We start from the raw sequence: 13057 nt of genomic DNA, 5'->3' as shown, positions 1-13057 counted from the left end.
ACTAAACTTTGTTGCATTCATAACGCTAGGCCTTTTGCCGTCTGGCGTTTGTCCGTCCAGCCGGTGACGGACTCATTGTTCAGGATTGTTCGCCATGGATGCCTTGCTGGGTGCTGATTTCTGGATCGGCCTGCTCAAAATCGTCTGGATCAACATCATTCTTTCGGGAGACAACGCGGTGGTGATCGCGCTGGCGGCCCGTGGCCTGCCTGCCCAGCAGCAGAAGAAAGCCATCATGTTCGGCTCTGGCGCAGCAGTGGTGTTGCGTATCGCGCTGACCGTGGTTGCCGCCAAGCTGATGCAGCTGCCGTTCGTCGAGGTGATTGGCGGCGTGCTGCTGCTGTGGATTGGTGTGGGCCTGCTCAAGGGCGAGGCCGAAGAGGAAGACTCTGGCAATGTGGCAAAGCAGGGCATGATGGCCGCAATTCGCACCATCTTGCTGGCCGATCTGGTCATGAGCCTGGACAACGTCATCGCGGTGGCGGCGGCGGCAGGCGGCAATATGCTGCTGCTGATTCTGGGCTTGGCCATCAGCATTCCGCTGGTGATTTTCGGCTCTACGCTGATGATCAAGCTGATGGAGCGCTTCCCTGTCATTGTGACCCTGGGCGCTGCGCTGATTGGCTGGGTGGCCGGTGAAACCATCACCAGCGACCATGTGATGGAAGCCACGGTGCAGGCCATGCCCTGGCTGCATTACGTGGCGGCTGCTGTGGGCGCGGTGCTGGTGGTCGGGGTTGGCAAGTGGCTGCAGATGCGCAGTGAAAGACGCCTGGCCAGCGCCTGAGCGTATTGCGCCTCCAACGAAAAACGCCCGCATTTCGCGGGCGTTTTGTCTGGGCGCTGCTGGCGCTGATTACAGGAAAGAGTAGAAGCAGCGGAAAGAGATTTTGCGTTCAGCCCAGAAATCTGCGGTGTCGCGGAATACATCCAGCAACTGCTCGCGAATTTCCTTGTCGAACTTGGGTGTGGTGGGAATCTGGTCCAGCACCACAATAAAGCCGGGTTGCGGGCCTGCCTTGCTGATGGGGTCGGTCAGGCAGTCATAGAGCGCATCCCAGTTCTTGCCAAAGTGCGCGGGCAGATGGAACTGCGTGGACAGCAGCTCGAAGATGTCAGCCTTGGTCTGGGCATGGGCCAGATTGGCATAGAGGAAGTGGGAGCCCAGAGTCTCTGCAGCAGTCTGCAGGTCCTGGATTCGGTGAGCGCGTATGGACTGCACGATATTGGTGCGAACATTGCGCAGAGGCGTCTCGTTAGGTTTACGAAGTGGCGTGTCCATCTCCGTGATTCTTTCTAAAAACATCAATTGGGTTGGCAGAAGCGTCGCTGACGACGCTGTAGGTCATCGGCGCGATTCGCTGTGTCTCTGTGAGGATGGCCTGCAAAGCTCATTTGTCTTCGACGATCTGTTGGAAGCTGTTGTAGTGATCGCCGGTGTAGAAGCATGCATCCGGGGTTTGGGGTTGCAGGCCACCGCAGACGATGCGCTTTGCCCCACGGTTACGGGCTCCGGGGGTACGCACGGTGTATTCGCGGTAGTAGCCACGGGCCTGACGAGGCAGTATGCGCTCGCGGTTGCCGAAGACCGAGCCGTCTTTGTCGCTGGTGAAGGGGCCGCCTTGCAGTATTCGTGCATAGGTGGAGCGACCGTCACGCGGCAGATCGGACAGGGCAATCGTTTCGAAGCCAGGGACAGCAACACCCGCTTCGGGCGCTTTGCGCGCCAAAGCCGATGAGGATGCCAGCGAGAAAGCGGCGCCCAGCACAAGTGCTAGACCTGTTCTGTACACCTTGGCTGCTGTGGCCTTGAGCATTCACTAAACCTTTCAGAATCTCAGGGAATACCTGAAATTTCGACCCGTGAGTTTGACGGATAGGCCCGGAAATTGCAAGGTTGCCTTATTTTTGTGCAATCGCGGAGTGGCTATTCACTGGCTCGGCTTTCATGACGATATGGCCTGCCGATATGAAAAACCCCAGCGGCACCGTGTGCGGCTGGGGTTTTGAGGGGCGAAGTGATGCCGGGGGTTAAGGCCGTAGCGCTTTATTCACCGTGTGCAGCAATCTCGGCATCCACCTGCTGGTGAATGGCCTGCATGGAGGCGGAAGGTTTTTTGTCCAGCAGGCTGGCCACTACGATTGCGATAGCAGAGAACGCAAACCCTGGAATGATTTCATAGAGTTTGAACCACTGAAAATGCTGCCAGACCAGCACGGTGAGCGCGCCGGTAATCATGCCGGCCAGTGCGCCGTTGCGTGTCATGCGGGGCCACAGCACCGACAGCAGCACCAGCGGGCCAAAGGCGGCGCCAAAGCCCGCCCAGGCGTTGCTGACCATGCCCAGCACTTTGGCGTTGGGGTCCTGGGCAATGATGATGGCGATCACGGCAATCACAAACACCATGGCACGGCCAAACCACACCAGTTGCTGCTGGCTGGCTTTCTTGTTCAGAAAGGTTTTGTAGATGTCCTGCGTCAGCGCGCTGGAGCACACCAGCAGCTGGCACGACAGCGTGCTCATCACCGCCGCCAGCACGGCGGCCAGCAGCACGCCGCTGATCCAGGGGTTGAACAGCAGCTTGGCCACTTCCAGGAAGACGTTTTCGGAATTGGCGTTCACGCCGGCAGCAATGTCCGGACGGGTGCTGAAGAAGGCAATGCCGAAAAAGCCCACGGCCACGGCACCGCCCAGGCACAGCACCATCCATGTCATGCCGATACGGCGGGCATTGGGAATGGTCTGGATGGACTCGGCGGCCATGAAGCGCACCAGAATGTGGGGCTGGCCGAAATAGCCCAAGCCCCAGGCCAGCAGCGAGATCACGGCAATCGGAGTCTGGCCCTTGAACATGTCAAAAGCACCGCTGCGTGCGGTTTCGATGATGGCGGTGCTGGCGCCAATGCCGCCGTCGGCATAGATCACCATCAGCGGCGCCAGAATCAGCGCGGTAATCATCAGCGAGGCCTGAATGGTGTCCGTCCAGCTCACGGCCAGGAAGCCGCCAATGAACACATAAGCCATGGTGGCTACGGCGCCTACCCACAAGGCCGTGTGGTAGTCCATGCCAAACATGCTCTCGAACAAACGGGCACCGGCCACCACGCCAGAGGCGCAATAGATGGTGAAGAACACCAGAATCACCAGTGCGGTGACGATGCGCAGCAGGCTGCTTTTGTCTTCAAAGCGGTTGGTGAAGTAGTCGGGCAGCGTCAGCGCATTGCCCACCTTCTCGGTGTAGAGGCGCAGGCGCGCCGCCACAAAGCGCCAGTTCATCCATGCGCCTATGCACAGGCCAATGGCAATCCACGAGGCCGACAGCCCCTGCGTGAACACCGCGCCGGGCAGGCCCATGAGCAGCCAGCCGCTCATGTCAGATGCCCCGGCAGACAGGGCGGTCACGACCGGGCCCAGGCTGCGTCCGCCCAGAATGTAGTCAGACAGGCTGGAGGTGGCCCTGTAGCCCATCCAGCCGATGAGGAACATGCCCAGCAGGTAGATGGCAAAAGTGACGATGGTGGGCGTGTTGGCGGTCATATCGGCTCCGGGTCGGCGCAAACGGCGCAGGACATGCGGATGGCATGTGTGCGCAAACAAATGCGCCAGTTCACTCCGGGTTGGGAGATCACTGGCGGCAGGCTGGTATTGGACCAGTTATTCAACGGCCCAGTGGCTTATATGGCTGAAAGCCGTTGCTCAGGGGGTGTCTGGCGGCGTGTTCAGCGGGGCGGCGGGGGGCAGCGGCGTGCCCACATCGCTCCAGCTGGCAGGCGCAGGCGTGCGCGCTGGCGCTGCGGGCTGAGGCTCTGCCGGGGCCAGGCCAGGGCTGCTGTCAGCGCCGGAAGCAGGAGCGCCGCTGTCGGGCTGCTGGGCTGGGCTGGCAGGCAAGGCCGGTGTGGACTCGGTGATGTCCGAGTCATTGCCCTCGGGGCTGGCTGGCGCGGTGCCGGGGGCGTGGGGCGTTGCTGCAGGGGCCTGATGCTGGCCTTCATGGGCGGGGGCGCTGCTGTCGCTGTCATCACTGCCCCATTGCTGAACCTTGTCACGCAGGCGGTCCACCAGATCACTCCACCAGTGGCGGGTATTGGGCTCGGCAAAGCTGGCCTTGGCATTGAGCAGGGGGCTGTGCAGTGCGCGGGACATGAAGTCGCCCACCATGGGCAGGGCGCTGCGCGAGCCCTGACCCCACTGGTCGCTCTTGAGGGTGATGCGCGAATCGTTGAAGCCCGCCCAGGCGCCCACCACGATCTGCGGGTGCATGAGGATGAACCAGCCATCGGCATTGCCCTGTGTTGTGCCCGTCTTGCCAGCCACATCGGCGCGAATGCCATATTGCTTGCGGATGGCGCGGCCCGTGCCCTTGTCGATCACGGCGCGCATCATCTCCAGCAGCTTGTAGTTGTGCTCCTCGTCCCAGGCTTCATCGGGCTTGGGGGGGCTGAACTCAGCCAGCACCTGACCATCGGCATTTTCGATGCGGGTGACCAGCTGCGGCGGGGTGTAGCGGCCGGAGTTGGCAATGCTTCCATAGGCGTTGACCATCTCCAGCAGCGTGACGGGGCTGGAGCCCAGTGCCAGCGAAGGCACGGCCTCCAGAGGGCTCTGGCGCACGCCCAGCGCACGCGCCAGCTTGATGACGCGGTCCACGCCCACTTCCTGCATCACTTCGGCAGTGACGGTGTTCTTGGAATAGGCCAGCGCATCGGTCAGCGTCATGGGCACGCCAGTGGGGTCCACGGCATCGGTAGGGCGCCAGATTTCACCGCCGGGCAGCTTGATCTCGACCTCTTCATCCTTGCGTGTGTCTTCGGGCTGGGCGCCTTTTTGCAGCGCCGCGCCATAGACAAAGGGCTTGAAGGTGGAGCCGGGCTGGCGGCGGGCTTGGGCTACGTGGTCAAACGCATCCTGCGCATAGTCGCGGCTGCCCACCCAGGCTAGCACGGCCGAGTTGCGCGGGTCCATGGCCAGGAACCCTGCCTGCACGCGGGTCTTGTCGTCGCGCAGGTCTTTCATGAAAGCCTTGTCGGCCAGCAGCTTCTTGAGGGCGTCTTCGGCACTCAGGCCGCCCGTCTGCACCAGCTTGCGGTAGGTGGGCGTTTCGCGCACCAGTTGCAGCACCAGATCGTTCTCGGCGCTCCAGCCATCGCGGTGGCTCCAGTTGGTGCTGGCAATGTTCTGCAGCGTGCGCATCTGGCGGTTCACTGATTGCTGCGCCCAGTTCTGCAGCCGTGAATCAATGGTGGTGCGCACCACCAGACCGTCGGTGTAGATGTTGTAGTCGTTCTTGTCTGCCCAGGTAATCAGCCATTTGCGCAGCTGCTGCGCAAAGTGCGGGGCCATGCCCACGGGCTCTTCCTGGCGCTCGAAGTCCAGACGCATGGGGCGCTTTTTCAGGCGCTCAAACTCATCGTCCTTGAGTTCGCCGCGCTTGACCATCTGGCTCAGCACCGTGTTGCGCCGGGAAATGGCGCGCTCGGGGTTGATGACGGGGTTGTAGTAGGCATTGCCCTTGAGCATGCCCACCAGCGTGGCGCTCTCCAGCACCGTCAGCTTGGCGGCGGGCTTGTCGAAATACGTGCGCGCCGCCATCTCAATGCCATAGGCGTTGTAGAGGAAGGGAACGGTGTTCAGATAGGTCTCAAGAATCTCGTCCTTGGTATAGAGCGCCTCGATCTTGAAGGCCGTGATCGCTTCCTTGAGCTTGCGGTTGATATTGCGGGCGCGGCCAATTTCTGTGGGGTAGAGGTTGCGCGCCAGCTGCTGGGTGATGGTGGAGCCGCCCTGCGGGTTGCCCATGGCGGTATGCACCACCGAGCCCAGCGTGCGCGTGAAATCCATGCCATGGTGCTTATAGAAGCGGTGGTCTTCCGTGGCCACCAGCGCCTTGACCACCGACGGCGAAATCTGCTCCAGCGGCACCCACTGGCGGTTGCTGCGCTTGAACTCTCCAATCAGCTTGCCATCGGCGCTCATGATCTGCGCGGGCTGCTCCAGCTTGGCTTTGCGCAGATCGCTGATGCTGGGCGTGAACGGAATCAGCAGCAGCACATACAGCACAAACAGCACGGGCAGGGCCACCAGCACGCGCAGCCATTCGCGGCGTGTGGGCCAGCGATGCCACCAGGGCAGTGCCGCGACCTTCTGGCCCAGCGCAGACGCACGCCAGCGCAGCCACAGCGCTTTGGCCTGCGTGACACATTTTTCTTGGAGTTCTTGAAAGGACAAACGCACGTTGCAAGGCGGTCATTCAAAGGCCGCATAGAGGCAAGACTGCGAAGAATGCCCAAAAAAAAGGCGCAGTGCATCAGGGCCGCTTCTTTTCTATGGTTCCAGCCCCGGTATTTGCAGAACGAGCGAGCACATGGTTGCAAAAAAGCCAATGCAAAATCGACTTTTTAATAGCCAAACACTATCATTTGACGATACTTCAATGGAGAAATTGATGAATTTCCAGACTTCCGCCTCCGTGGCCCTGACGCTGGCGGCCGCCCTGGCGCTCAGTGCCTGCGACACGACACCCCGACAGGCCGTAAACCAGCAGGCCGCCGCACAAAGCGCCGCCAACGCTGCGCAGGCCCAGCGTGAAGCCGAAGCCCGTGCCGAGCAGGCCCAGGCGCAGCGCAAGCTGGAAATTGCCGAAGCCAACCGCAAGGCCAGCGCCGCCAAGTTTGTGCCCCAGAGCTACGCCACCTGGACCGAAGGCCGCAGCCCGCTGGTGCTGCACTTTCTGAGGAACGGCAAGGTCAGCTGGGTGGAATCGGCGGGCGACGACAGCAAGCCCTTCACCCGCACCGGTACCTGGCGCCTGCAAAAAGGCCAGCTGGTGGTGAAGATCAACCATCTGCAGGATAAAAAACCGTCCACCTTCGTCTTTCAGCCAAAGGCTGCGCTGATTGCCCCCGCTGAAACGCGTGAAGACTGCAAACCGCTGGCAGGCCTGCTGCCCGTCAGCGCCAATGCGCAGACCGAAAATCTGGACAAAATCTACCTGTGGTCCAAGACCCAGCTGGAAACGAATCAGGGCAGCTGCATTCAATAAAAGCGCAGCGCTTAGCAAAATAAAGAAATACGGCAACTGCACAAAGCGAAAAGCCGGGCCTTCAACGGTCCGGCTTTTTCTTTGGCAGCCCCGCAGGGCGAATGGCCGTGACTGCATTGCCTGCGCCGCGCTAAGCTTGGTGCTTTACAGCATGCCAACGGGGAGGCGGAATGAATCACACAGCGCAGAGCGTCTATGACTTTGAAGCCACCAGCATCACGGGCCAGAGCGTGCCGCTGGCCGACTATCGCGGCAAGGTGCTGCTGATCGTCAACACCGCCAGTGCCTGCGGTTTCACGCCGCAATACAAAGGTCTGCAAGCCCTGCATGAGCAATATGCCGATCAGGGTCTGGTCGTGCTGGGCTTTCCCTGCAACCAGTTTGGCGCGCAGGAAAAAGGCTCGGACGATGAAATTGCCAGCTTTTGCGAGCTGAACTTTGGCGTCACCTTCCCGCTGATGCACAAGATTGATGTCAATGGCGATGGCGCGCACCCGCTGTACCGCTGGCTCACCGCCGAAGCCCCGGGCGTGCTGGGCACCAAGTCCATCAAGTGGAACTTCACCAAATTTCTGGTGGGCCGCGATGGACAGGTCATTCGCCGCTACGCGCCACAGGACAAGCCGGAAAAACTGGCGGCTGATATTCAGGCCGCACTGGCCTGATTTGCTCCTGAAAAAATAGCTGTAAGCGCTTTATACATAGGCGCTCAAGCCACTTTTTTCTTTGAATCTGCAGTGCAATTAACTGTGGCCGTAGCGATGCCATAGGTGTCGTCATGCAGCCCGCCTGCGCCTTCTTGCAGGCGGGCGTAGTCCACGCCCCAGTTGCGCAGGGCAATCAGCACCGGTTGCAGGCTGCGGCCCAGTTCGGTCAGTTCGTAATCCACACGTGGCGGCACCTCGGCGTGCACGGTGCGCAGCACAATGCCGGCCTCTTCCAGCTCGCGCAGCTGCAGCGTCAGCATGCGCTGGGTGATGCGCGTGGGGCCACCAATGGTGCGGCTCAGCTCGCTGAAGCGCTTTTTGCCATGCAGCAGGTGGAACAGGATGATGGGTTTCCAGGTGCCGCCCATCACGGACAGCGTCACCTCCACGGCGCAGCCGCTTTTGCTGTTCAGGCGTTTCATTGTTCCTCCATGGGGCAAGTTGCCGTGTCCTTGCTAGTGCAGCAGTCTCGCGCAAAGCCTGTATCTGTCCAATAGTTCCCTTTTTAATACTACGGCACAAATATGTGGGTTCTGGCGACCCATGCTGCTTGCCTGCAAGATGGCAGGCGTTCACTTTTCACACCCAAGGATTGCCATGAAAGCCATGCAACTTGCCGCCCCCGGCGGTCTGGAAAACCTGAAATTGGCAGAGCTGCCCACAGCCGCCGCGCCCGGGGCGGGGCAGATTCAGGTGCGCATTCACGCCAGCTCGCTCAACTTTCACGACTTGGCCGTGGTCTCGCGCCCCGGCGCAGCCGCCGATGGCCGCATTCCCATGGCCGATGGCGCAGGCGTGGTCACCGCCGTGGGCGCGGGCGTGACGGAATTTGCCGTGGGCGATGCCGTGGTGTCCACCTTCTTTCCGCAGTGGCAGTCCGGCAGCAACGTGCCCACCGACTTTCAGCTGGTGCCCGGCGATGGCGTGGACGGCTTTGCCCGCGAATCCATCACCTTGCCCGCCACCAGCTTCACCCACGCTCCCCAGGGCTGGAGCCATGCCGAAGCCGCCACGCTGACCACCGCCGGCCTGACCGCCTGGCGCGCACTGGTGGTGGATGGAAAGCTGCAGGCCGGCGACACCGTGCTGGTGCTGGGCACGGGTGGCGTCTCCATCTTTGCGCTGCAAATGGCCAAAAGCATGGGCGCCAAGGTCATCGCTACCACCAGCAGCGCTGCCAAGGCCGAGCAACTGAAGGCCCTGGGTGCCGACACCGTTATCAACTACAAAGACCAGCCTGAATGGGGCGACGCCGTGCTGGCTGCCACCGGCGGGCGTGGTGCCAACATCGTGGTCGAAGTGGGCGGCCCCGGCACGCTGCCCCAGTCCATCCGCGCCTGCGCGCCCGGCGGCCATATCGCGCTGATTGGCGTGCTGACCGGCTTTGCGGGCGCTGTGCCCACCGTGGAGCTGATGCGCAAACAGCAAACCCTGAAGGGCCTGATCGTCGGTAGCCGCGAGCAGCAACAAGACATGGTGCGCGCGCTGGAGCTGTTTGGCTGGAAGCCGGTGATCGACAGCCACTACCCGCTGGAGCGCATGGCCGAGGCCTTTGCCCACCAAGCGGCTGGCAAGCATTTTGGGAAGATCTGCCTAGAATATTGATAGCAGGTAGCGCTTGATGTGTCTGGGCTGCAAGGCCTTTTTGACAATCTTGGAGCGAGGCTCACAGCATCTGCCTTAACTCCAGCCGCGCGCATTCCGCAAACCACTCGGCTGGGCCATCCAGCCGGTGGCCTTTGCGCACCACGATGCCGATGGGCAACTGGGGCAGGGGCTCGGCCACTTTGATCTCACGATGAAAGTGCTCCAGCCAGGGCACAGAAAGAATGGCGCGTGGCGTGGGCACGATGGCTTGGCCTTGTGTGGACAGCACCAGTGATGCCATGGAAGAGGGGCATTCAATCACCTGAGGCAGCTCGGCCACGCCATGCTCTGCCAGCCATTGGCGCACGACTTCGCTGGTGCCGCCTGTAGAGCTGTCAAGCAGCCAGGGCGCAGCCTGGGCCAGTGTGCTCAGATGGTGAGGGCCGGGGCCCAGCGCATCCAGTCGGCCTGCCAGTGTGATTTCCAGCGTACCCACCGATTCAAAGCTCAGGTCTGAGCCCAGAACTTCGGGCATGACGGCGGTGATGGCCAGATCAATCGTGCCATCGCGCAGCATGGGCAAGGTCTGAGATAGAAACGCATCCCGGATGCTGAGCGGAGCCTTCGAGAAGCGCGTGCGAAAGCGTGCCACCGTCTCTGCCAGGCACAGTAGTGAAAAGGTGGGCGTGACGGCAACTTTGACCGGCGGGTCACCCAGACCCAGCATGTGCCGCACGCTGGCGCGGGCTTCATCCATTTCCGCCAGGATCAGTTTGGCGTGGTGCAGCAATTGCAGGCCGACGGGCGTGAGGCGCACCCCCTGCGGGCTGCGCTGCAGCAATACCGCCTGCAAATCCAGTTCCATCTCTCGCAAAGCCTTGGTCAGCGCAGTTTGTGACAAGGCCACAGCATTGGCGGCGCGGCGGATGCTGCCATGCTCTGCCACGGCCACCAGAGCCTGAAGTTGATGCTTTTTCATGGGTGCAGAGCAGAAGATGGGTGGAGGTGAAAACCAAAGGTGTGAGCCCTGAAATTTTATCGCTACCTCCTGCACTGCAGGCTGATGGATAGTCAGCGCCTGCCTTCATAAATATTCGCAGGAGACACCGCCATGAATGCTTCCACCCTGGCCGGGCAGCCCGGTCAGCAGCCGCCCATATCAGCCCAGAGCGCGCAAGCCGAAGACCGGTTGTATGCCAGGGTCACGCGCCGCCTGATTACCTTTTTGTTCATTGGCTATGTGTTTGCCTTCATTGACCGCACCAATGTGGGTTTTGCCAAGCTGGGCATGCAGGCGGATCTTGGCTTCAGCGAAGCCGTCTTTGGCTTGGGTGCAGGCATCTTCTTTGTCAGCTACTTTTTGCTGGAAGTGCCCAGCAACATGATGCTGGCGCGCTTTGGTGCCCGGCGCTGGATTGCCCGCATTCTGATCACCTGGGGCCTGCTGTCGGTGGCGACGCTGCTGGTCAAGACCCCCACGCAGTTCTACATCGTGCGCTTTTTGCTGGGTGCGGCCGAGGCCGGGTTCTTTCCTGGTGTGATGCTCTACCTCACCCAGTGGTACCCCGCGCAGCGCCGTGGCCGCGTGATTACGCTGTTCATGGCCGCAATTCCGGTGGGCAGCATTCTGGGCGGCATCGTGTCGGGCTGGATTTTGAGCCACTTTGCCAACAGCACTCTGCTGGCCGGATGGCAGTGGCTGTTTTTGCTGGAAGGCGCTCCCGCCGTCATCATGGGCGTCATTGCGCTTTGGTATCTGGATGACTCCATTGCCAAGGCCAGCTGGCTCAGCGATGCGGAAAAGCAGGTGCTGCAGTCCCATGTGGCTGCCGATCAGCAACAGACCGTGACGCACAACGTCGGTCAGGCCATGCGATCCCCCCTGGTCTGGTTGCTGGCCGTGATCAATTTCACCTTTCTGGCGGGCGTGACCCTGGTGTTCTGGATGCCCAGCATGCTGCGCGAAGCTGGCGTCAAAGACACGATGCAGATTGGCTGGATGGTGGCCGCACCGTATGCGCTGGCCGTGGTGGGCATGCTGGTGCTGGGCCGCACCTCGGACCGCTGGCGCGAGCGCCGCTGGCATACCGTGGTGCCGGGGCTGGTCTGTGCACTGGGTCTGGCAGCCATGCCTTCGGCCATGGGCAACCCCACCTTGCTGCTGCTGGCGTCTCTTGCGGCACTGGGCGGCAACGTGGTGGGCAATGCGCTGTACTGGAACCTTCCCACGGCAGTGCTGTCGGGCGCTGCCGCAGCGGTGGGCATTGCCTTCATCAACGCCTTCGGGCAGATGGCAGGCTTTCTGGGCCCCACGGTCTTCGGCAAGCTGTTTGCCATGACCGGCAGCCCCGCTGCTGGCCTGTATCTGCTGTCTGGCGTCATCGCACTGGGCAGCCTGAGCGTGCTGCTGATCTCGCGCCGCTTGGTGGACCGATAGGCTGCCAAACGCTCCTCTATTTCAAGTCAGTCGTGGCCGCCGAATGGCAGGCCCGCCAGGAAAGAAACAATCATGCAAGCAGGCACAAGCCGCACCATTTCAGAGGCCCGCGAAACGCTGGGCCAGCCCGCCAATCTGTATGAGCTGGAGCAAGGTGTGCAGACACGCACCTTTCGCCATATGGACCAGCTCTACCCTACCAGACCCGTGCCGCGCGGATCGCAGGTCTATCCGCTGCAGGTGGCTGAGGCCATTGCGCCCACCTATGAGGCCGACGGCCAGACACACGATGCCGATGCCTTCATGCGCCGCAACGATGTCACGGGCTTACTGGTGCTCAAGGGTGACCAGATCGTGCTGGAAAAGTATGCACAGGGCAACGATGAGCACACACGCTGGACCTCGTTTTCTGTCGCCAAGTCGCTGTCGGCCACGCTGATTGCCGCGGCCTTGCACGAGGGGGCGATTGCCAGCCTGCAGGACATGGTGGTGAAGTACGTGCCAGAACTGGCCGGTTCCGGCTATGACGGCGTGACGGTGGAGCAGGTGCTGAATATGTGCTCTGGCGTGCGCTGGGATGAAACCTACCGCAACCCCCAGTCTGACCGCCGCGCCATGTTCTCGGCGCAACTGAGCCTTCAGCGCGGCAGCATTTTGCAAGTCCTGCGCAATCTGCCGCGTCTGCACGCGCCGGGCACCGTGTTCAACTACAGCACGGGCGAGTCGTTCTTGCAGGCTGAAATCGTGCGCGCAGCAACAGGCATGTCGGCCAGCGACTATCTGTCCCAGAAAATCTGGCAGCCCATGGGGATGGAGCAGGATGCCTATTGGCAGCTGGATGCCAACAACGGCATGGAAATCGCCAGCAGCGGCTTTTGCGCCGTGTTGCGCGACTATGGCCGGTTTGGGCGCTTTATTGCCAATGGCGGCGTCATCAACGGCCAGCAAGTGCTGCCCGCTGGCTGGGTCGATGGCATTACGCAGCTGCCTGAGGGCTCGGTACTGCGCAACGTCAAGCCCTATGCGGGGCCCCATGCTCTGAGCTATCAACACCAGTGGTGGTTATTCCCGCAGGGCGAGCACAGCATCCCCGGCCATGGGGGTGCGTTCTCGGCGGTCGGGGTGTTTGGCCAGTACCTGTATATCAATCGTGAGGCGAATGTGGTGGCCGTGCTGTGGGGCTCGGCACCTGCCCCTGAAATGCCCGCCTATGAAAAGGAAATCGTTGCCTTCCTCGCCGCTGCGGTCAATGCCGTGGCCGCGTAGAAGATATCGACGACTGTTAC

The 13057-nt window shown here is 61.5% G+C and carries 12 protein-coding genes; 6 read left to right on the top strand and 6 right to left on the bottom strand.

Annotated elements, in window-relative coordinates; genetic code table 11:
* Positions 1 to 94: 94 nt before the first annotated feature.
* Positions 95 to 787: a TerC family protein gene (locus tag JDW18_RS21930; protein WP_218241689.1), complete on the top strand. Its 693-nt coding sequence runs from the start codon at positions 95 to 97 to the stop codon at positions 785 to 787.
* A gap of 69 nt (positions 788 to 856) precedes the next feature.
* On the opposite strand, the gene JDW18_RS21925 is transcribed toward JDW18_RS21930, so the two are convergent.
* From JDW18_RS21925 to JDW18_RS21910, 4 genes are all read right to left on the bottom strand, one after another.
* Entirely contained in the window at positions 857 to 1282 is a 426-nt protein-coding gene (locus JDW18_RS21925; protein WP_218241688.1) for a barstar family protein, read from the bottom strand.
* A 109-nt stretch (positions 1283 to 1391) separates the two neighbouring features.
* Positions 1392 to 1817 carry a guanyl-specific ribonuclease gene (locus tag JDW18_RS21920; RefSeq protein ID WP_218241687.1) on the bottom strand — a complete coding sequence of 142 codons (426 nt, stop codon included), beginning with the start codon at positions 1815 to 1817 and terminating at the stop codon, positions 1392 to 1394.
* Between the two features lie 230 nt (positions 1818 to 2047).
* Entirely contained in the window at positions 2048 to 3538 is a 1491-nt protein-coding gene (gene putP, locus JDW18_RS21915) for a sodium/proline symporter PutP (RefSeq protein ID WP_218241686.1), read from the bottom strand.
* A 159-nt stretch (positions 3539 to 3697) separates the two neighbouring features.
* Positions 3698 to 6232, bottom strand: a complete 2535-nt coding sequence (locus tag JDW18_RS21910) for a penicillin-binding protein 1A (protein ID WP_425514757.1) — start codon at positions 6230 to 6232, stop codon at positions 3698 to 3700.
* Between the two features lie 211 nt (positions 6233 to 6443).
* Between JDW18_RS21910 and JDW18_RS21905 the strand changes: the two genes are divergently transcribed.
* Both JDW18_RS21905 and JDW18_RS21900 read left to right on the top strand, forming a co-directional pair.
* Positions 6444 to 7040 (top strand): hypothetical protein, encoded by a 597-nt coding sequence (locus JDW18_RS21905; RefSeq protein ID WP_218241685.1) that lies wholly within the window; start codon positions 6444 to 6446, stop codon positions 7038 to 7040.
* 170 nt (positions 7041 to 7210) lie between these two features.
* Entirely contained in the window at positions 7211 to 7705 is a 495-nt protein-coding gene (locus tag JDW18_RS21900; protein WP_218241684.1) for a glutathione peroxidase, read from the top strand.
* A 44-nt stretch (positions 7706 to 7749) separates the two neighbouring features.
* On the opposite strand, the gene JDW18_RS21895 is transcribed toward JDW18_RS21900, so the two are convergent.
* Positions 7750 to 8169, bottom strand: coding sequence for a winged helix-turn-helix transcriptional regulator (locus JDW18_RS21895; protein ID WP_218241683.1), 420 nt, complete (start codon positions 8167 to 8169; stop codon positions 7750 to 7752).
* Positions 8170 to 8344: 175 nt separating this feature from the next.
* Between JDW18_RS21895 and JDW18_RS21890 the strand changes: the two genes are divergently transcribed.
* The gene (locus tag JDW18_RS21890; protein WP_218241682.1) at positions 8345 to 9352 is read left to right on the top strand and encodes a zinc-dependent alcohol dehydrogenase family protein; all 1008 of its coding nucleotides are present in this window, start codon (positions 8345 to 8347) and stop codon (positions 9350 to 9352) included.
* Positions 9353 to 9413: 61 nt separating this feature from the next.
* Here JDW18_RS21890 and JDW18_RS21885 read toward each other — a convergent pair whose 3' ends face one another.
* Positions 9414 to 10313, bottom strand: coding sequence for a LysR family transcriptional regulator (locus JDW18_RS21885; protein ID WP_218241681.1), 900 nt, complete (start codon positions 10311 to 10313; stop codon positions 9414 to 9416).
* Between the two features lie 132 nt (positions 10314 to 10445).
* Between JDW18_RS21885 and JDW18_RS21880 the strand changes: the two genes are divergently transcribed.
* A complete protein-coding gene (locus JDW18_RS21880) occupies positions 10446 to 11771 on the top strand; it encodes an MFS transporter (protein WP_218241680.1) in 1326 nt (441 codons plus the stop codon).
* 72 nt (positions 11772 to 11843) lie between these two features.
* Positions 11844 to 13037: a serine hydrolase domain-containing protein gene (locus tag JDW18_RS21875; protein ID WP_218241679.1), complete on the top strand. Its 1194-nt coding sequence runs from the start codon at positions 11844 to 11846 to the stop codon at positions 13035 to 13037.
* Positions 13038 to 13057: the final 20 nt, after the last annotated feature.

The organism is Comamonas fluminis (genome assembly GCF_019186805.1).
GTDB lineage: Bacteria > Pseudomonadota > Gammaproteobacteria > Burkholderiales > Burkholderiaceae_C > Comamonas > Comamonas fluminis.
Note: the sequence above shows the minus strand (reverse complement) of the source record. Positions and strands in the feature narration are given on the sequence as shown.